Genomic DNA, 21,303 nt, shown 5'->3' with positions numbered 1-21,303 from the left:
CCTTCGTGTCAGCGCCGCGCGCGCAGCAGCCAGATCAGGTAGGGGCCGCCCAGGAAGGTGGCGACCAGCCCGACCGGCAGCTGATAGGGAAACAGGAGGTTGCGCCCGGCCCAGTCGGCCGCGCCCATGATCAGCGCGCCCACCAGGGCGGCGCCCAGCAGCTGCGGCAGGGCGCGGGCGAAACCCATCAGCCGGGCGATATGCGGCGCCATCAGCCCGGTGAAGCTGAGCGGGCCGATCGCCAGCGTCGCCGCCGCCGTCAGCAGCGAGGCCGCCAGCAGCAGCAGCGCGCGGCAGGCGGCGGGCCGCAGGCCGAGCGCGCGCGCCACACCCGGCCCCAGCGGCAGCACATCCAGCCAGCGCGCCGCCAGCGGCAGCACGGCCAGCGCCAGCAGCGCGGCCACGCCGCTGGACCAGGCCTCGGCCGGGCCGGCGCGGTAGGTGGAGCCGGCCATCCAGGCGCGCAGCGCCAGCGCCCGCGGATCGCCCGAGGCCATCAGCAGCGTCACCACCGTGCCGCAGACCGTGCCGAGCACCAGCCCCGCCAGCAGCAGCCGCTCCGGCGCATAGGCCATGCGGCGGCCGAGCAGCAGCAGCGCCGCCAGGGCCAGCCCGGCGCCGAGCGCGGCGCCCAGGAGCTGCGCCCCCTGCCCGGCCCCGCCGGGCACCAGCAGCACCGCCAGCAGCACGCCGAGCGCGGCGCCGGAGGAGATGCCGAGCACCTCGGGGCTGGCCATCGGATTGCCGGAGAGCCGCTGCAGCACCCCGCCGGCCAGGCCGAGCAGCACACCGGCCGCCATGGCGGTGGCGAGCCGCGGCGCGCGCCAGGGCAGCAGGCCCTGCAGCGTCTCGCCCACCGCCCAGCTCCAGCCCGCCGCGTCGCGGCCGAAGGCGAGGCCGAGCGCCAGCACCGGCAGCAGCGCCAGCGCCAGCAGCAGCAGCGCCCGCCCCGGCCGGGAGAGGCGCGGCGCGCCGCCGGCGGCGCCGCGCTCGGCCTGGGGCGGGCTGCCGCGCAGCCTGGGCAGCAGCGCGATCAGCACCGGCGCCACCACCACCGCGGTGAGCGTGCCGGTCGGCAGGTCGTAATTCGGGCCGGTGAGGAACTGCACCAGCTGGTCGGTGAACCAGAGCAGCAGCGCGCCCAGCAGCGGCGCCACCAACAATTGCCGCCCGAAGCGCCGCGCGCCCAGCAGCCGCGCCAGCACCGGCGCCGCCAGCCCCACGAAGCCGATGACGCCCACCGCCGCCACCACGCAGGCGGTGGCGGCAACGCCGAGGCCGAGCCCCAGCAGCCTGGTGCTGGCGACCGAGAGGCCGAGGCTGCGGCCGCCTTCCTCACCCAGATCCAGCAGCGAGAGCGGCCGCAGCAGCGGCAGGGTGAGCAGCGCCAGCACGGCGAGGCGGATCGCCAGGGCCTGGCTCTCGGCCCAGTCATTCTGCACCAGCGAGCCGGCGCCCCAGATGAAGACGCTGATCATGCGTTCCTGGTGGAACAGCGTCAGGGTGAATTCCAGCGCGCCGCAATAGAGATTGACCACCAGCCCGGCCAGGATGACCGAGACCGGCGACAGGCCGCGCCGCCAGGTCAGCCCCAGTACCGCCAGCATGGCGGCCAGCGCGCCGGCGAGCGCCAGCCATTCCCGCCCCCAGGCCAGCAGCCCCGGCGCCAGGGCGAGCGCGGCGCTGACCGCCAGATGCGCGCCGGCCGCGGTACCGAGGGTGGTGGGCGAGGCCAGCGGGTTGCGCAGCACCTGCTGAAACAGCGTGCCGGCCAGCGCCAGCCCGCCGCCGGCCAGCAGCGCCATGGCCAGGCGCGGCAGGTCGCCATAGAGGAAGATGACCTGCCGGGCATCGTCGAGGGTGCCGGACAGCGCCTGCCAGGCCAGGCTGGGCGGCAGGCGCGCGGTGATGCCGCGCAGCGTCAGCGCCACGGCCAGCGCCAGCAGCAGCGCCGCCAGCAGCCCGGCCCAGAGCCCGCCATGGCGGCGGCGCGGCGCGGCCGGAAGGGTGGCGGCCTCAGCCATGCAGCACCTCCGCCCGTTCGGCCAGCAGCTGGGAAAACCGCTCGGCGGTCGGCACGGCGCCGAACACCCAGAGCGGCGGCAGCAGGCCGAAACGCCCCTCGCGGATGAAGGGCAGGCCCTGCCAGAGCCGGCTGCCCTGCAGCGCCGCCTCGATCTCCGGCGGGATGGGGCCGATATGCAGCAGCCGCGCGCGCGGCTCGGCGGCTAGACCGGCCAGGCCGCTCATGGCGAAGCCCCAGCCATTGGTCGGGCGCTGCCAGGCATTGCGCAGGCCGAGCGCATCCAGCCCGCGCTGGAAGATGCTGCGCGCGCCATAGACCATGGCGTGGCGCTGATCGAGCAGCGAGATCAGATAGACCGGCGCGGCATCCGGCGCCGCGCGCGGCAGCGTGGCCAGGCGCTGCTCGACACCGTCGAGATAGCGCTCCGCCACGGCCTCCGCGCCAAGCATGGCGGCCAGGCGCCGCGTCTCCTGCGCCGCCTGGGCATAGGGGTTCTGCGGCGTGCCATAGATGCGCAGCGTCTCGGTGCGGGCGATGCGGCGCAGATTGGCGCCGAGGAAACCGTCCTGGCCGCTGTTGATCAGCACCAGCTCGGGCCGCAGCGCCTGGATCAGCTCCAGATTGGGCTCGACGCGCAGGCCGAGATCGACGCAGCCCGGCGGCAGCGCCGGTTGCTGCACGGTGCGCCCGTAATTCCCGGTCTCCGGCACGCCGAGCGGCGCCTGGCCCAGCACCAGCAGCGTCTCGACAATGCTCCAGTCGAGCGCCAGCAGGCGCGGCGCGGCCCCGGCCCGCGCCGGGCCGGCGGAGAGCGCCGCCAGGCCGAGCCCGGCCGCCAGGAGCTGGCGGCGCGGGAGCATCATCGCCTCACCACCGGTAGCGCAGCGAGGCCAGCACGGTGCGGCCCGGCCCCCAGTAGCAGGCATTGTTCTGGCAGGAATAGGTGTCGCGATCGGTCAGGTTGGTGGCGTTCACCTGCAGGCGGTAATGCTCGAGGAAATCGTAGCGCACCATGGCGTCGAACAGCACGAAGTTCGGGTTGCTGCGGCTGTTGGTGTTGTCGGCATAGGTGTGGCCCTGGTAGCGCACACCGGCGCCGAGGCCGAGGCCGCGGAACGGCCCGTCCTGGATGCTGTAGTCGGCCCAGACCGAGGCGAGCTGGCGCGGCACCAGCACCGGCACATTGTTCAGCGTGTTGGTGTTGCTGCGCGTCACCTCGACATCCTGATAGGTGATGCTGCCGACCAGGTTCAGCCCCTCGGCGAGGCTGGCCACGCCCTCCAGCTCGAAGCCGCGCGAGCGGATCTCGCCGGTCTGCACGCTGTAGCCCGGATTCTGCACATCGGTGGTCAGCACGTTCTGCTGCACCAGGTGGAAGGCGGCCAGGGTGATGAAGCTGTTCATCCCCGGCGGCTGGTACTTCACGCCCACCTCATACTGCTTGCCTGGTCGTCGGGTCGTAGGGCGTCGCGCCGCGCGATGGCGCTGTGGTGCCGAGCTGCGGCTGGAAGGAGGTGGTGTAGCTCGCATAGGGCGCGAGGCCGATCGGCGAGAGATAGGTCAGGCCGATGCGGCCCGTGAGCGCACCATCATCCAGCTCATTGGCGGCCGAGGTTACGCGCGTGAAGGTCGGACGGTTGGTGGTGCGGCCATCGACCCAGTCATAGCGCAGGCCGGCGGTCAGCACCCAGCGCTCGCCGAGCTTGGCCTGCTCCTGCAGATAGACGCCATACTGGTTCAGGTGCTGCGCGGCATTCTGCGAGACGATGCCGGTGGCGAGGTTGATCGGCCGGCCATAGACCGGGTTGTTGATGTTGATGGCCGACGCATTGCCGCCACGGCCGAAGGTCGACCAGTTGTATTGCTGATAGTCGAAGCCGGCCAGCACGGTGTGGCGCAGCGGGCCGGTGGTGAAGCGCGCCTCGACCTGGTTGTCGATGACGACGCTGTCCAGCGTCTGGTTGAAGCGCTCCCAGGTCCGCGCCACATTGCCATTGGCGGCGGCGGTCAGGCCGAAGACATAGCTGTTCTCGATCTCGACCCGGCCGTAACGGAAATTCTGCCGCACCGTCCAGACATCGTCGAAACGGTGCTCGGCGCGGTAGCCGATCTGGTACTGCGTCTGGTCGAAATCGTCGAAATGCGGCTCGTTCAGCCAGAGCCGCGTCGGGCGCTGGTTGTTCGGCGTGTAGAACCAGCCATAGCCGCTCTCATCGCGCAGATATTCGCCGAGCAGGGTGATGCTGGTGTCGCCGGTCGGCCGCCAGGTCAGCGAGGGCGCGATATAGACGCGGTCATCCGACATGCTCTTGTATTGCGGGTTGTCGGCATCGCGCACGAAGCCGGTCAGGCGGTAGAGGAACTGCCCCTCGCTGTCGATCGGCCCGCCCAGGTCGAAGCCGCCCTGGATGCGGTCATTGCTGCCATAGCCCAGGGTGATCTCGCGCAGCGCCTGCTCCGGCGGCAGCTTGGAGATGCGGTTGACCAGCCCGCCCGGCGCGTTCTGCCCATACAGCACCGAGGCCGGGCCGCGCAGGATGTCGATCCGCTCCAGCCCATAGGGCTCGGTGCGGAAATAGGCGAAATTGTTGGCCGGCTGGCGCAGCCCGTCGCGGTAGTCGCCGAGCGTGTGCGCATCGAAGCCGCGCAGGCGGATCTGATCATAGCGCGTGTCGGTGCCGAAAGGCTGCACGGCGACGCCGGCGCTGTAGCGCAGCGCCTCGCTGACCGTCTGGGCGCCCTGGATCTCGATCTGCTCCCGCGTCACCGTGGAGACGGATTGCGGCACCTCGATCGGCGGCGTGTCGGTCTTGCTGCCGGCGGTGCCGCGCAGCGGCACGAAGCCCTGGGCCGCCGGGGCCTGGCCGCTGACGCTCAGATTGGGCAGCTGCGTCACCTCGCCCGGTGCCGCCCCCTGCGCCCAGGCGCCGGGGCTCAGCACCGTCAGTGCGGTGGTGCAGAGCAGCCCCCGCAGCAGGGGCGAGGTGCCCCGCCAGCCCATATCGATCCGCATGCAGCCCATCCGCCCTATCCCCCGGCGTTCCATCACGTCCGGCCCCCTCGGCCTTCCCGGAACTGAGACGGATGAGCGCGGCGGATTTTCACGCTTTCGGCATTTTTCCGGGCGGCGATCAGCCGCCCGGGGCCGCTTCGCCCAGCCGGCGGCGCAGCGCCTCCAGCAGGCCGGGGTGCTGCATCATCGCCTCATGCGGGGCGTCGATGGCGCCATGCAGGCGTGGCGCCGGGGCGCCGGGCCGGGCCCAGGCGGTGGAGACGGCGGCCGGGTCGGGGGCGGTCGACGACCACCAGAGCTCCGGCGCCAGATCCAGGGCCGGCAGCGCCGTGTCGGTCAGCGCCGCCAGCCGCGCCGCGACCTGGTCCACCGCCTCCAGGCTCAGCCCGCCGCCCTGCTCCGCCAGGCGCTGGCGCCAGGCATCGCGCCGGGCCTGCCGCGCGGCGGGGTCGGCGGCGATGGCGGGGCGCGCCCGCGGATCGGCCCGGCAATCCACCAGGCCGAGGAAGCCGACCTCCTCCCCCGCCGCCCGCAGCGCCGCCGCCATGGCCACCGCGATCCAGCCGCCCAGCGACCAGCCGAGCAGGCGATAGGGACCCTGCTTCTGCACCGCGCGCAGGCGCACGACATAATCCGCCGCCAGCGCCGCCAGATCGGCCGGGGCCCAGCCGGGCTCGGCATAGGCCGGGCAGGCCAGGCCCTGCACCGGTACGCAATCGGCGAGAGCCTCCGCCAGCGGGCGATACTCCAGCACCAGCCCATAGCCGGGATGGATGCAGAAGAGCGGCGCCGCGCCGGCGGCGGCGTTCAGCGGCATGGGCGCGCCGGCGGGAGGCCCGGCCTCGCCCCGCAGCGCGGCCGCCTGCTCCGCCAGCACCGGATGGGCGAAGATCAGCGGCAGGGTCAGCGCCGGCAGGCCCCGCGCCTTGGCCAGGGCCAGCAGCTTCAGCGCCGACAGGGAATCCCCGCCGATGGCGAAGAAATTGTCGGTGACGCTGATGCCCTCCTGCCCCAGCACCGCCTGCCAGATGCCCAGAAGCTTTTCTTCCATGGCATCGCGAGGCGCGACGATCGCGGCTGTTGTCTGCTCCGGCTCCGGCAGCGCGTTGCGGTCCAGCTTGCCATTCGGCAGGCTAGGCAGCGCCGCCAGCACCACCACCGCCGACGGCACCATCGGCCCCGGCAGCTTGTCTCTCAGTTCGGACAGGACCGTGGCCGCATCGACGGTGCCGGTGACATAGCCGATGATGCGCCGCCCGGCGCCCTCGCCCCGCAGCGCCGCCGCGGCCATGTCGACACCTGCGCAGCCGCGCAGCGCCGCCTCGATCTCGCCCAGTTCGATCCGGTAGCCGCGCAGCTTCACCTGGCCATCGATCCGGCCCAGGAACTCCACCACACCATCCGCCCGACGCCGGCACAGATCGCCGGTGCGGTACAGCCGTCCGCCCGCATGCCCCCACGGGTCCGGCACGAAGCGTTCCGCCGTCAGCCCGGGCCGGTTCAGATAGCCCCGCGCCAGGCTGTCGCCGCCGATGCACAGCTCGCCCACGCCACCCTCCGGCACCGGATTGCCATCCACATCCAGCACCTGCGCGCTGCGATGCGGATAGCTGCTGCCGATCGGCACCATCACCGAGGCCTCGTCCGACGCCTCCGTCCGCCGGTACAGCACCGAGATCGTCGTCTCCGTCGGGCCATAGCGATTGTCCAGCCGAACATGGCCGAGCGGGCCCTCGCGCCAGCGCCGCAGCGCATCGCCCGGCAGCGCCTCGCCCCCCACCGTCACCCGCCGCAGCGCCGGCAGGGCCTCCGGCAGCCGCGACTGCCATTGCTGCCAATAGGCCGTCGGAATGTCGGCCACCGTCACCGCCTCGTCCCGCAGCACCGCGCTGAGACGGTCCAGATCCCACATGGACGGGCCACGCATCACCACACGGCCGCCGACGCACAGCCCCGGCAGCAGCTGCTCGATCCCGCCATCGAAGTTGAAGGTCGAGAATTGCAGCACCGCATCCGAGGCCGTGTAGCCAAAGGCCGGAATGAAATCGTCCAGATGCAGCGCCAGCGCGCCATGGCTGATCGCCACACCCTTCGGCGTGCCGGTCGAGCCCGAGGTGTAGATCACATAGGCCAGCTGGTCCGGATGGATCTCGACCTCGATCTCCGCATCGCTCTCCTCGGCGAAGCTCTCGATGGGGAGCGTCTCATGGCCCTGCAGCACATCGCCCAGCTGCGATGCGGTCTGCGCATCCACCACCACGCGCCGGATACCGCCATCGCGCAGCATCGCCCGCAGCCGATCGGGCGGATAGTCCGGGTCCAGCGGCACGAAGGCCGCGCCCGCCTTGAGGATCCCCAAGAGCCCCGCCGGCAGCGCCAGCCCGCGCGTCAGGCACAGCCCGACCCGCTCCTCCCGCGCCACGCCGCGCCGCGCCAGGCCCTGCGCCACCCGGTTCGACCAGGACCACAGCGCGCCATGGCTCAGCCGCTCACCCTCGCACCACAGCGCCTCCGCCTCACTGCGGCGCGCGGCCTGCTCAGCGATACGCTCCAGCACGCCGCGCCAGACCGGGCGCTGTGCCGGCGGCTCCACCGGCGCCGGCAAGATCAGCGCACCCAGCGGGCGATCCAGCGACGCCGCGAATTGCTCCAGCAGCGACACATATTGCGTCGCCAGCCGCTCGATCTCGGCGAAATCGGCACGCTCGGTCTTCCAGCCCCAGGCCAGATGAATGTCCTCATCACCCGAAATGGCGAGGGCCAGTGGATAATGGGTGCGCTCGGCGAGGTCGGACTGGCGCAGCGCGAAGCTCTGCGCGCTGTCGCGCACCACCGCATCCACCGGATAATTCTCGAACACCAGCAGGCTGTCGAACAGCGCCTCGCCGGGCTGGCCGGCCCATTGCTGCAGACGGTGCAGCGGCGTGTGCTCATGCTGCCGCATCGCCCCGTTCAGCCGCTGCAGCTCGCCCAGCCAGGAGGAGAGTGGCTGCGACGACGGCACCTCAACCCAGATCGGCAGGCTGTTGATGAACAGCCCCTGCATCCGCTCCGCCTCCGCCAGCTCCGCCGGGCGGCCCGACACCGTCACGCCGAACACCACCGGGCCGCGCCCGCCGCGCCGCGCCAGCAGCAGCGCCCAGGCCCCCTGCATCAGCGTGTTCAGCGTCACCGCGCCGCCTTGCGCCGCCTGCCGCAGGCGTTGCGACAGGTCAGCGGACAGGTGCTGGCGCTTCTCACCATGGCCAGGACGCGGATCACGCGGCGCCGGCAACGTCTCCAGCAGGCCCTGCGCCGGCTGCGACAGCGCCGCCAGACGCGCGCGCCACCAGCCCTCCGCACTCGGCTGCGCCTGTAGCCAGGCGACATAGCGGCGGAACGGCACCGGCGGCGGCAGCGCGGCCACCTCGCCGCGCAGCCGCGCCGCATAGTCGCGCAGCACCTCCGACAGAAGCTGCGCGCTGCTCCAGCCATCCAGCAGCACGTGATGATTGGTCAGCACCACGTCATGGCCGCCATCCGGGCGCAGAAACACCGCAACCCGCAGCAGCGGCGGCTGCGACAGATCGAAGCCCCGCGCCAGATCGGCGCGGCGCCATTCCGCCAGGCGGGCTGCGTAGCCGGTCTCGGTCTCGTCGGACCAGTCCTGCTCGGCCCAGGGCAGCGTCGCTGTCCGGCGCACCAGCTGCACCGCCTCGCCATCCTCCGGCCAGACGAATTGCGTGCGCAGGATGTCGTGCCGATCCACCGCATGCTGCCAGGCCGCGCGCAGCGCCCTGGTCTCCAATCGCCCAACCAGCGAGATGCAGCGCTGATTGACGTAATAGCCCTGGCCTTCCTGCAGCAGGCTGTGGAACAGCAGCCCCTGCTGCAGCGGTGTCGCCGCGTACAGATCGGCGATCTCGTCCACCGGCAACGGCAGCTTTGCCAGCGCCATGGCGTCCAGCTTCGCCAGCGGCACATCCTCGGGCGTGATCACCATCTGTGCCTCGGCGCAATGCGCGATCAGCCGCTCCACCTCCGCGGCGAAGTCCCGCATCAGCTGCTGCGCGGTTGGCGTGTCCAGCTGCGCCGGGCTGTAGCGGCAGCTCACCGACAGCCTTCCCTCCGCCACCAGCGCATTGATATCCAGCGCGTGGTCCAGCCGGCTCTCCCCGGACACCGCCGACCCCGCCGCCTCCTGCGCAAAGCCGAACATCCCCTCCGCCGCCAGGCTCTGGTCGAACTGCCCCAGATAGTTGAAGCTCACTTGCGGATGCGCCAGCGCCGCGGCCTTCGCCTGCAGCGCCGGATCCGCAAGGTGCCGCAGCTGGCCCCAGCGCACACCCTTCGCCGGCACCGCGCGCAGCGCCGCCTTCGCGCCGCGCAGCGCCGCATCCGCCGAGCCTTGCGCCGCCAGCCACAGCGGATGCCGCGCCGTGAACCAGCCCACCGTCCGGCTCAGCTCCGCACCGCTGACCTCCTCCTCCTCGCGGCCATGCGCCTCCAGGTCCAGCAGCACGCCCGCACGATCGCCCCAGCGCGACAGCGTCTGCGCCAGCGCCGCCAGCAGCAGCTCATCCACCCGCAGCCGATAGGCCCGCGGCGCCTCCGCCAGCAATTGCCGCGTCCGCTCCGGCGAGATTTCCCAGCGCAGCACATCGCTCTGGTCCAGACGCCGCCCCGGCAGCGGCGGGATCGGCAGCGCCTGGCCCGCCGCCGGCGCCAGCATCGCCTGCCACCAGCCCAGCTCCTCCGCCAGCGCCGGACGCTGCGCCGCCTCCCGCAGCCCGGCCACCCAGGCGCTCCATGGCGTGCCCACCGGCGGCAATTCCACCGCCGCGCCGGATCGCGCCTGCGCATAGCCCTGTTGCAGCTCCTCCAGCAGGATCCGCCACGACACACCATCCACCGCCAAATGATGGATCGCCAGCAGCAGCCGTCCCTCGGCGCCATCGCCGATCGGGAAATAGCCGGCGCGCAGCAGCGGGCCCTGGCCGATATCCAGGCTGCGCTGCAGCGCCTCGCCGCGCTGCTGCAGCAACGGCTCCCAGCCCGTCTCCGGCAGCGCCTCGAGGCTCAGCGGAATCTCGGTGATGCTGTCCGCCGGCACCACGCGCTGCTGCCAGCCCTGCGCGGTGTTCTCGAAGCGCAGCCGCAGCGCATCATGCCGCCGCAGCAAGGCTGCGATCGCCGCACGCAGCGCCGTCTCCTCCAGACGCCCCTTCACCCGCAGCAGCACCGACTGGTTCCAATGCGATGGCGCCTCCGGATGATGCGCGAAGAACCGCGCCTGGATCGGCGTCAGCGGCAGCGCCTCATGCCGCTCCGCCTGGCGCTCCGCCGCGGCCAGCGCCTGCGCCACCCGCGCCATCTGGGCGATGGTCGGGTTTTCGAACACATCCTTGGGCGTCAGCCGCAGCCCAGCCTGGCGCGCCCGCGCCACCAGCTGCAGGCTCAGGATCGAATCACCCCCCGCCGCGAAGAAATTCTCCTCCACCCCGATCGCATCGCGCCCCAGCACCGCCTGCCAGATGCGCAGCAGTTTTTCTTCCGTGGCGTCGCGTGGCGCGACGATCCCGGCTGTTGTCTGCTCCGGCTCCGGCAGCGCGTTGCGGTCAAGCTTGCCATTCGGCAGGCTCGGCAGCGCCTCCAGCACCACAACCACCGACGGCACCATCGGCCCCGGTAGTTTGTCTCTCAGTTCGGCCAGGACCGTGGCCGCATCGGCCGCGCCGGTGACGTAGCCGATGATCCGCCGACCTGCACCCTCACCCCGCAGCGCCGCCGCGGCCATGGCAACACCTGCGCAGCCGCGCAGCGCCGCCTCGATCTCGCCCAGTTCGATCCGGTAGCCGCGCAGCTTCACCTGACCATCGATCCGGCCCAGGAATTCCACCACGCCATCCGCGCGCCGCCGGCACAGATCGCCGGTGCGGTACAGCCGTCCGCCCGCATGGCCCCAGGGATCCGGCACAAAGCGTTCCGCCGTCAGCCCGGGCCGGTTCAGATAGCCCCGCGCCAGGCTGTCGCCGCCGATGCACAGCTCGCCCACGCCACCCTCCGGCACCGGATTGCCATCCACATCCAGCACCTGCGCGCTGCGATGCGGATAGCTGCTGCCGATCGGCACAACAGCCTGCTGGCCGTCCACCGCGCGGGTCTCATGCACCAGCGCCGTCACCGTCGTCTCGGTCGGGCCGTAGCGATTGTCCAGCCGCACATGGCCGAGCGGTCCCTCGAACCAGCGGCGCAGCGCATCACCCGGCAGCGCCTCGCCGCCCACCATCATGACGCGCAGCGACGGCAGCGCCGCAGGCAGATCATGCAGCCATTGCTGCCAATAGGCGCAGGGCAGATAGGCCAGGCTCACCGGTTGCTCCGCCAGCACCCGGTTCAGCACCGCCATGTCCCACAGCCCGGGACCGCGCATCACCACGGCCGCGCCGACGCTCAGCGGCGCCAGAAGCTGGTCCAAGAAGGCATCGAAATTGACCGTCGAGAATTGCAGCACACGATCCGCCGCGCCCACCGCGAAGCGCTGCTGGAAATCATCCAGATGCAGCGCCAGCGAGCGATGGCTGATCGCCACACCCTTCGGCGTGCCGGTCGAGCCCGAGGTGTAGATCACATAGGCCAGCTGGTCCGGATGGATCTCTGCCTTGATCTCCGCATCGCTCTCCTCGGCGAAGCTCTCGATAGGGAGCGTCTCGTAGCCGCTCAGCACATCGCCCAGCTGCGACACGGTCTGCGCATCCACCAGCACGCGCCGGATGCCGCCATCGCGCAGCATCGCCCGCAGCCGATCGGGCGGATATTCCGGGTCCAGCGGCACGAAGGCCGCGCCCGCTTTGAGGATCCCCAAGAGCCCGACCGGCAGCGCCAGCCCGCGCGTCAGGCACAGCCCGACCCGCTCCTCCCGCGCCACACCACGCCGCGCCAGGCCCTGCGCCACCCGGTTCGACCAGGACCACAGCGCCCCATGGCTCAGCCGCTCACCCTCGCACCACAGCGCTTCCGCCTCGGCACGACGCGCCGCCTGCTCACCGACACGCTCCAGCACGCCGCGCCAGACCGGGCGTTGCGCCGGGGGCTCCAGCGGCGCTCCCTCCCAGGAAATTTCACCAAGTCTGGATTGCGGCTGTGCGGCCAGGCTCTGCATGAGCTGACACCATTGCCGCAGAAGCCGGCCGCCATCCTCATCGCTGAAGCGCGTCCGGTCATAAGCCAGGACGGCAACGATCTCCTCCTCAGGCACAAGGATGAGGCTCAGCGGATAATGGGTGCGGCCCTTGCTGTCACGAATGACACCAGGCGCGGCCGAAGCGTCCAGCGACAATGGCCGGACCGTCACGCCGAGACCGCCCTGGTCACGCAGAGCCTGATCGACGGGATAGTTCTCAAACACGATGACGGTTTCGAAGAGCGGTGCCGCGCCTTGGCCCAGGCCGCTCTGCGCCTGCGCCAGGCGCAAGGGCGTGTGCTCGAAGCGCCGCATCTCGGCATTCGTCCGTTGCAGGGCCGACAGCCAGATTGCGACCCGTTCCGATGCAGGGCATTCGATGTGCAGAGGCAGGGTGTTGATGAAAAGCCCCGCCATCTCATCAATACCGGGAAGCTCGGCCGAACGGCCGGAGGTGGTGACACCCATCACCGCTCCGCTTCGATATCCATGCCGGGCCAGAAGAAGTCCCCAGGCGGCCTGACAGAGCGTATTAAGCGTCACACCCATGGCGCGACAGGAGTCAAAGAGGGTGTCGGCCAGCGCGCGATCCAGCCTCACCTCCTGCTCGGCGAAGCGCGAGGTCGGGCGAAGCTGCGGCTTACCCCGCGGCAGGGGCGCCACCTCGGCAACCTGTCCAAGATGCTGGCGCCACCAGGACCTGGCGTCTTCTTCCGGCTGTCGATGCAGCCATTTGAGGTAATCGGAGAAAGGCGCCGCCGGGCGCAGCGCAGGATGGCGTCCCTTGCTGCGTTCGGCATAAGCGAACAGCGCCTCACCCAGGATGCGGGACAGGCTCCAGCCATCCATCTGCGCATGGTGCGAACGCCAGATGAACCAGTGCGTGTCTACGCCGACGCGGATGAGCTGCATCGAGAGATCCGCGGCGCGCGCGAAGTCGAAGCCCTCCTGTCGGCACTTTGCCCAGGCTGCGCCGAGCGCGTCACGCTGTTGGTCCCTGCTCATGGCGGACCAGTCCAGCCTCTGCAGAGACAGGGGCGTCTTGCGATAGGTCACCAGAACAGGGCGTTCCAGCTTCTCCCAGCGCATGTCGCTGCGCAGGATTGCGTGGCGGTCAACCACGTCCTGCCATGCCTGATGGAAAAGATCCGTGTCGAGCTGGCCTTCCAGCAGGAAACCATGCTGCTCCAGATACGGATCCTCGCCAATGGAGCGCAGCGCATGCGAGAGAAGCCCGGCCTGCAGTTCCGAGAGAGGCGTGATGCTTTCGATGTTCTCGCGTCGGCGAAAGCTGGCCGAAGCCGGGGCATTAATGCCGCGCCGCGGAAGATGGGGCATGTTCATGGGATCGTCTTTCGGCTGCGCGGCGTGTCAGTTTTCGATGTCGGACAGAAGGCCCTCGAGATCACCCTGTTCCAGGTCGAGCTCGAAATCCTCCGGCGTGATCACCATCTGTGCCTCGGCGCAATGCGTGATCAGCCGCTCCACCTCCGCGGCGAAGTCCCGCATCAGCTGCTGTGCGATTGGCGTGTCCAGCTGCGCCGGGCTGTAGCGGCAGCTCACCGACAGCCTCCCCTCCGCCACCAGCGCATTGATATCCAGCGCGTGGTCCAGCCGGCTCTCCCCGGACACCGCCGACCCCGCCGCCTCCTGCGCAAAGCCGAACATCCCCTCCGCCGCCAGGCTCTGGTCGAACTGCCCCAGATAGTTGAAGCTCACTTGCGGATGCGCCAGCGCCGCGGCCTTCGCCTGCAGCGCCGGATCCGCAAGGTGCCGCAGCTGGCCCCAGCGCACACCCTTCGCCGGCACCGCGCGCAGCGCCGCCTTCGCGCCGCGCAGCGCCGCATCCGCCGAGCCTTGCGCCGCCAGCCACAGCGGATGCCGCGCCGTGAACCAGCCCACCGTCCGGCTCAGCTCCGCACCGCTGACCTCCTCCTCCTCGCGGCCATGCGCCTCCAGGTCCAGCAGCACGCCCGCACGATCGCCCCAGCGCGACAGCGTCTGCGCCAGCGCCGCCAGCAGCAGCTCATCCACCCGCAGCCGATAGGCCCGCGGCGCCTCCGCCAGCAATTGCCGCGTCCGCTCCGGCGAGATTTCCCAGCGCAGCACATCGCTCTGGTCCAGACGCCGCCCCGGCAGCGGCGGGATCGGCAGCGCCTGGCCCGCCGCCGGCGCCAGCATCGCCTGCCACCAGCCCAGCTCCTCCGCCAGCGCCGGACGCTGCGCCGCCTCCCGCAGCCCGGCCACCCAGGCGCTCCATGGCGTGCCCACCGGCGGCAATTCCACCGCCGCGCCGGATCGCGCCTGCGCATAGCCCTGTTGCAGCTCCTCCAGCAGGATCCGCCACGACACACCATCCACCGCCAAATGATGGATCGCCAGCAGCAGCCGTCCCTCGGCGCCATCGCCGATCGGGAAATAGCCGGCGCGCAGCAGCGGGCCCTGGCCGATATCCAGGCTGCGCTGCAGCGCCTCGCCGCGCTGCTGCAGCAACGGCTCCCAGCCCGTCTCCGGCAGCGCCTCGAGGCTCAGCGGAATCTCGGTGATGCTGTCCGCCGGCACCACGCGCTGCTGCCAGCCCTGCGCGGTGTTCTCGAAGCGCAGCCGCAGCGCATCATGCCGCCGCAGCAAGGCTGCGATCGCCGCACGCAGCGCCGTCTCCTCCAGACGCCCCTTCACCCGCAGCAGCACCGACTGGTTCCAATGCGATGGCGCCTCCGGATGATGCGCGAAGAACCGCGCCTGGATCGGCGTCAGCGGCAGCGCCTCATGCCGCTCCGCCTGGCGCTCCGCCGCGGCCAGCGCCTGCGCCACCCGCGCCATCTGGGCGATGGTCGGGTTTTCGAACACATCCTTGGGCGTCAGCCGCAGCCCAGCCTGGCGCGCCCGCGCCACCAGCTGCAGGCTCAGGATCGAATCACCCCCCGCCGCGAAGAAATTCTCCTCCACCCCGATCGCATCGCGCCCCAGCACCGCCTGCCAGATGCGCAGCAGTTTTTCTTCCGTGGCGTCGCGTGGCGCGACGATCCCGGCTGTTGTCTGCTCCGGCTCCGGCAGCGCGTTGCGGTCAAGCTTGCCATTCGGCAGGCTCGGCAGCGCCTCCAGCACCACAACCACCGACGGCACCATCGGCCCCGGTAGTTTGTCTCTCAGTTCGGCCAGGACCGTGGCCGCATCGGCCGCGCCGGTGACGTAGCCGATGATCCGCCGACCTGCACCCTCACCCCGCAGCGCCGCCGCGGCCATGGCAACACCTGCGCAGCCGCGCAGCGCCGCCTCGATCTCGCCCAGTTCGATCCGGTAGCCGCGCAGCTTCACCTGACCATCGATCCGGCCCAGGAATTCCACCACGCCATCCGCGCGCCGCCGGCACAGATCGCCGGTGCGGTACAGCCGTCCGCCCGCATGGCCCCAGGGATCCGGCACAAAGCGTTCCGCCGTCAGCCCGGGCCGGTTCAGATAGCCCCGCGCCAGGCTGTCGCCGCCGATGCACAGCTCGCCCACGCCACCCTCCGGCACCGGATTGCCATCCACATCCAGCACCTGCGCGCTGCGATGCGGATAGCTGCTGCCGATCGGCACAACAGCCTGCTGGCCGTCCACCGCGCGGGTCTCATGCACCAGCGCCGTCACCGTCGTCTCGGTCGGGCCGTAGCGATTGTCCAGCCGCACATGGCCGAGCGGTCCCTCGAACCAGCGGCGCAGCGCATCACCCGGCAGCGCCTCGCCGCCCACCATCATGACGCGCAGCGACGGCAGCGCCGCAGGCAGATCATGCAGCCATTGCTGCCAATAGGCGCAGGGCAGATAGGCCAGGCTCACCGGTTGCTCCGCCAGCACCCGGTTCAGCACCGCCATGTCCCACAGCCCGGGACCGCGCATCACCACGGCCGCGCCGACGCTCAGCGGCGCCAGAAGCTGGTCCAAGAAGGCATCGAAATTGACCGTCGAGAATTGCAGCACACGATCCGCCGCGCCCACCGCGAAGCGCTGCTGGAAATCATCCAGATGCAGCGCCAGCGAGCGATGGCTGATCGCCACACCCTTCGGCGTGCCGGTCGAGCCCGAGGTGTAGATCACATAGGCCAGCTGGTCGGGATGGATTTCCGGCGCGATCTCCGCATCGCTCTCATCGGCGAAGCTTTCGATCGGCAGCGTCTCATGGCCCTGCAGCACATCGCCCAGCTGCGATGCGGTCTGCGCATCCACCAGCACGCGCGTGATCCCGCCATCGCGCAGCATCGCCCGCAGCCGATCGGGCGGATAGTCCGGATCCAGCGGCACGAAGGCCGCGCCCGCCTTGAGGATGCCGAGCAGCCCCGCGGGCAGTGCCAGGCCTCGCGTCAGGCAGAGCCCGATCCGCTCCTCCCGCGCCACACCACGCCGCGCCAGGCCCTGCGCCACCCGGTTCGACCAGGACCACAGCGCGCCATGGCTCAGCCGCTCGCCATCGCACCACAGCGCCTCCGCAGTGGCACGGCGCGCCGCCTGTTCACCGATGCGCTCCAGCACGCCGCGCCAGATGGGGCGCTGCGCCGGCGGTTCCACCGACGCCGGCAGACGCAGCGCGCCCAGCGGCTGATCCAGGGCATTGCAGAGCAGCGCGAGCAGCGCGTTGTACTCGGCCGACAGCGCCTCGATCTGCGCCGCGTCGATCCGATCCGACCGCCAGGCCCATTTCAGCTGCAGCGCCTCGGCGCCCGGCAGCACCGCCAGGCTCAGCGGATAATGCGTGCGTTCCGAGGATTCCGCCGACAGCAGTGGCAGATCATGCCGCATCGCATCGGGATCGACCGGATAATTCTCGAACACCAGCAGGCTGTCGAACAGCGCCTCGCCGGGCTGGCCGGCCCATTGCTGCAGACGGTGCAGCGGCGTGTGCTCATGCTGCCGCATCGCCCCGTTCAGCCGCTGCAGCTCGCCCAGCCAGGCGGAGAGTGGCTGCGACGACGGCACCTCAACCCAGATCGGCAGGCTGTTGATGAACAGCCCCTGCATCCGCTCCGCCTCCGCCAGCTCCGCCGGGCGGCCCGACACCGTCACGCCGAACACCACCGGGCCGCGCCCGCCGCGCCGCGCCAGCAGCAGCGCCCAGGCCCCCTGCATCAGCGTGTTCAGCGTCACCGCGCCGCCTTGCGCCGCCTGCCGCAGGCGTTGCGACAGTTCAGCAGACAGGTGCTGGCGCTTCTCACCATGGCCGGGTTGCGGATCACGCGGCGCCGGCAGCGTCTCCAGCAGGCCCTGCGCCGGTTGCGACAGCGCCGCAAGCCGCGCGCGCCACCAGCCCTCCGCACTCGGCTGCGCCTGCAGCCAGGCAACATAGCGGCGGAACGGCACCGGCGGCGGCAGCGCGGCCGCCTCGCCGCGCAGCCGCGCCGCATAGTCGCGCAGCACCTCCGACAGAAGCTGCGCGCTGCTCCAGCCATCCAGCAGCACGTGATGATTGGTCAGCATCACGTCATGGCCGCCATCGGGCCGCAGAAACACCGCAACCCGCAGCAGCGGCGGCTGCGACAGATCGAAGCCCCGCGCCAGATCGGCGCGGCGCCATTCCGCCAGGCGGGCCGCGTAGCCGGCCCCGGTCTCGCCGGACCAGTCCTGCTCGGCCCAGGGCAGCGTCGCTGTCCGGCGCACCAGCTGCACCGCCTCGCCACCCTCCGGCCAGACGAATTGCGTGCGCAGGATGTCGTGCCGGTCCACCGCATGCTGCCAGGCCGCGCGCAGCAAATCCGGCCGCAATCCCTTCCCCAGCTGCAGGCCCAGCTGGTTCACATATACACCTTCGCCACTCTCCAGCAGGCTGTGGAACAGCAGCCCCTGTTGCAGCGGTGTCGCCGCGTACAGATCGGCGATCTCATCCTGAGGGACCGAGGACGAAGCCCAATCGAACTCAACAGGCTTCGGCGCAGTCTCGTGAATCAAAGCGTCGCCAGGGAGCAGCGGAACCACGACCCGCGCCATCTGGGCGATGGTCGGGTTTTCGAACACATCCTTGGGCGTCAGCCGCAGCCCAGCCTGGCGTGCGCGCGCCACCAGCTGCAGGCTCAGGATCGAATCACCGCCCGCCGCGAAGAAATTCTCCTCCACCCCGATCGCATCGCGCCCCAGCACCGCCTGCCAGATGCGCAGCAGTTTTTCTTCCGTGGCGTCGCGTGGCGCGACGATCCCGGCTGTTGTCTGCTCCGGCTCCGGCAGCGCGTTGCGGTCCAGCTTGCCATTCGGCAGGCTAGGCAGCGCCGCCAGCACCACCACCGCCGACGGCACCATCGGCCCCGGCAGCTTGTCTCTCAGTTCGGACAGGACCGTGGCCGCATCGACGGTGCCGGTGACATAGCCGATGATGCGCCGCCCGGCGCCCTCGCCCCGCAGCGCCGCCGCGGCCATGTCGACACCTGCGCAGCCGCGCAGCGCCGCCTCGATCTCGCCCAGTTCGATCCGGTAGCCGCGCAGCTTCACCTGGCCATCGATCCGGCCCAGGAACTCCACCACACCATCCGCCCGACGCCGGCACAGATCGCCGGTGCGGTACAGCCGTCCGCCCGCATGCCCCCACGGGTCCGGCACGAAGCGTTCCGCCGTCAGCCCGGGCCGGTTCAGATAGCCCCGCGCCAGGCTGTCGCCGCCGATGCACAGCTCGCCCACGCCACCCTCCGGCACCGGATTGCCATCCACATCCAGCACCTGCGCGCTGCGATGCGGATAGCTGCTGCCGATCGGCACCATCACCGAGGCCTCGTCCGACGCCTCCGTCCGCCGGTACAGCACCGAGATCGTCGTCTCCGTCGGGCCATAGCGATTGTCCAGCCGAACATGGCCGAGCGGGCCCTCGCGCCAGCGCCGCAGCGCATCGCCCGGCAGCGCCTCGCCCCCCACCGTCACCCGCCGCAGCGCCGGCAGGGCCTCCGGCAGCCGCGACTGCCATTGCTGCCAATAGGCCGTCGGAATGTCGGCCACCGTCACCGCCTCGTCCCGCAGCACCGCGCTGAGACGGTCCAGATCCCACATGGACGGGCCACGCATCACCACACGGCCGCCGACGCACAGCCCCGGCAGCAGCTGCTCGATCCCGCCATCGAAATTGAAGGTCGAGAATTGCAGCACAGCATCCGCCTCGCCGTAGCCGAAGGCCGGAATGAAATCGTCCAGATGCAGCGCCAGCGCGCCATGGCTGATCGCAACACCCTTCGGCGTGCCGGTCGAGCCCGAGGTGTAGATCACATAGGCCAGCTGGTCCGGATGGATCTCGACCTCGATCTCCGCATCGCTCTCCTCGGCGAAGCTCTCGATGGGGAGCGTCTCATGGCCCTGCAGCACATCGCCCAGCTGCGATGCGGTCTGCGCATCCACCACCACGCGCCGGATACCGCCATCGCGCAGCATCGCCCGCAGCCGATCGGGCGGATAGTCCGGGTCCAGCGGCACGAAGGCCGCGCCCGCCTTGAGGATCCCCAAGAGCCCCGCCGGCAGCGCCAGCCCGCGCGTCAGGCACAGCCCGACCCGCTCCTCCCGCGCCACGCCGCGCCGCGCCAGGCCCTGCGCCACCCGGTTCGACCAGGACCACAGTGCGCCATGGTTCAGCCGCTCGCCCTCGCACCACAGCGCCTCCGCATCGGCACGGCGCGCCGCCTGCTCAGCGATGCGCTCCAGCACGCCGCGCCAGATCGGGCGCTGCGCCGGCGGCTCCACCGGCGCCGGCAACAGCAGCGCACCCAGCGGGCGATCCAGCGACGCCGCGAACTGCTCCAGCAGCGACACATATTGCGTCGCCAGCCGCTCCACGCTCGCCGCGTCGAACAGCGACGCCGCATAGTCGAAGCCGAGCGCAACACCCTCGGTTGTCTCTGTCGCGTTCAGCACCAGCTCGAACTGCGCCTCGCGCGCACCACCCTCCAGCAGCCGCGCCTCGGCATCGCCAAAGCGCTGCAACCCCGCAGCAGCACCGGTCTGCGCGTTGAACATCACCTGGAACAGGGAGGCCGCGCCCGCGCCACGCTCCGGCCGCAGCGCCTCCACCAGCCGCGCGAAGGGCAGCGCCTGATGCGCCTGCGCCTCCAGCACACGCTCCCGCACATGGCCCAGCAGATCGCGCAGCCGCGCATGGCCGGCAAGCTCCGTCCGCACCACCACGGTGTTGACGAAGTAGCCGACCAGGCCCTGCAGTTCCGCCCGCTCGCGGCCCGCCATCGGCACGCCGATCTGCACCGCCTCCGACGCGCCATACCGCCCCAGCAGCAGCGACAGCGCCGAGAGCAGCGTCATGAACAGCGTCGCGCCTTCGGCCTGCGAGACCCGCCGCAGCGACGCCGTCAGCGTCGGCGACAGGGTACGGCGGCAATGGCCCGCCGCGCCCAGAGCCGCGCCTGCGCGTCGCGGACGGTCGAAGGGCAGCATCGTCTCCGCCGCGCCCTCGCCCAGCCGCGCGCGCCAATGCGCCAGCTGCGCCGACAGCGCCGCCTCGTCCAGCCATTCTCGCTGCCAGCGCGCGTAATCCGCATAGCTCACCGGCAGTTCCGGCAGCGCCGCCTTGATCCCGCGCCGCGCCGCCTCGTACAGCGCCGCCACCTCGCGCAGCAGCACGCCGATCGACCAGCCATCCGCCACGATGTGATGCATCGACAGCGTCAGCACATGCCGCGCCGCACCCAGCCGCACTAGATCCACCCGCAGCAGCGGACCCTGCCGCAGATCGAAGGGCCGCGCCAGCAGCGCCGTGCGATGCGCCTCCAGCGCCGTCTCCGGCAGGGACTGGCTGCGCCACTCATAACCCGGCAGCGGCAGCAGCGCCTGCCGCGCCACACCCTCCTCCTCCGCCACCACCATGCGCAGCACCGCATGCCGCGCCACCAGCGCATCCAGCGCCCGCCGCAGCGCCGCCTCCTCCAGCGCGCCCTCCAGCAGCAGCGATCCACTCACCGTGTACGCCACGCTCGCAGGATCCAGGTTCCACAAAAACCACAGACCTTCCTGGCCAGGTGTCAGCGGCGGCGCTGAATCACCTTCAGGCAAAGGCACGACCGGTAGGAGGGCGGGATCGATCTCCTCCCGCAGCATGCGTTGCCGGAAAAGCACCCTCTTCTCAGCGGGCAGCGATGCGTATTGGCG

Annotated in this window: 6 protein-coding genes; all 6 read right to left on the bottom strand. The window is 71.1% G+C overall.

The window, feature by feature from the left end; all coding sequences use genetic code 11:
- Positions 1-8: 8 nt before the first annotated feature.
- Complete coding sequence (fhuB, locus tag QE401_RS21935; protein ID WP_307140331.1) at positions 9-2,024, bottom strand: Fe(3+)-hydroxamate ABC transporter permease FhuB; 2,016 nt, start codon at positions 2,022-2,024, stop codon at positions 9-11.
- Positions 2,017-2,889 (bottom strand): ABC transporter substrate-binding protein, encoded by an 873-nt coding sequence (locus QE401_RS21930; protein ID WP_307140330.1) that lies wholly within the window; start codon positions 2,887-2,889, stop codon positions 2,017-2,019. Before QE401_RS21930 ends, fhuB begins: the two co-directional genes overlap by 8 nt.
- 4 nt (positions 2,890-2,893) lie before the next feature.
- On the bottom strand, positions 2,894-3,451 hold the full coding sequence (locus QE401_RS21925; protein WP_307140329.1) for a TonB-dependent siderophore receptor: 558 nt from the start codon (positions 3,449-3,451) through the stop codon (positions 2,894-2,896).
- Positions 3,452-3,458: 7 nt separating this feature from the next.
- Positions 3,459-5,039: a TonB-dependent siderophore receptor gene (locus QE401_RS21920; protein WP_307140328.1), complete on the bottom strand. Its 1,581-nt coding sequence runs from the start codon at positions 5,037-5,039 to the stop codon at positions 3,459-3,461.
- Between the two features lie 118 nt (positions 5,040-5,157).
- The gene (locus QE401_RS21915) at positions 5,158-13,545 is read right to left on the bottom strand and encodes a non-ribosomal peptide synthetase (protein WP_307140327.1); all 8,388 of its coding nucleotides are present in this window, start codon (positions 13,543-13,545) and stop codon (positions 5,158-5,160) included.
- 27 nt (positions 13,546-13,572) lie between these two features.
- Positions 13,573-21,252, bottom strand: coding sequence for a non-ribosomal peptide synthetase (locus tag QE401_RS21910; protein ID WP_307140533.1), 7,680 nt, complete (start codon positions 21,250-21,252; stop codon positions 13,573-13,575).
- Positions 21,253-21,303: the final 51 nt, after the last annotated feature.

Origin of the sequence: Pseudoroseomonas cervicalis, from assembly GCF_030818485.1 — a bacterium.
Classification (GTDB): domain Bacteria; phylum Pseudomonadota; class Alphaproteobacteria; order Acetobacterales; family Acetobacteraceae; genus Pseudoroseomonas; species Pseudoroseomonas cervicalis_A.
Note: the sequence above shows the minus strand (reverse complement) of the source record. Positions and strands in the feature narration are given on the sequence as shown.

What these genes read in the sequence shown, in the direction of transcription:
- QE401_RS21915 (WP_307140327.1), bottom strand. Translation starts at nt 13,545, where the DNA reads ATGAACATGCCCCATCTTCCGCGGCGCGGCATTAATGCCCCGGCTTCG.
- QE401_RS21930 (WP_307140330.1), bottom strand. Translation starts at nt 2,889, where the DNA reads ATGATGCTCCCGCGCCGCCAGCTCCTGGCGGCCGGGCTCGGCCTGGCG.
- fhuB (WP_307140331.1), bottom strand. Translation starts at nt 2,024, where the DNA reads ATGGCTGAGGCCGCCACCCTTCCGGCCGCGCCGCGCCGCCGCCATGGC.
- QE401_RS21910 (WP_307140533.1), bottom strand. Translation starts at nt 21,252, where the DNA reads ATGCTGCGGGAGGAGATCGATCCCGCCCTCCTACCGGTCGTGCCTTTG.
- QE401_RS21920 (WP_307140328.1), bottom strand. Translation starts at nt 5,039, where the DNA reads ATGCGGATCGATATGGGCTGGCGGGGCACCTCGCCCCTGCTGCGGGGG.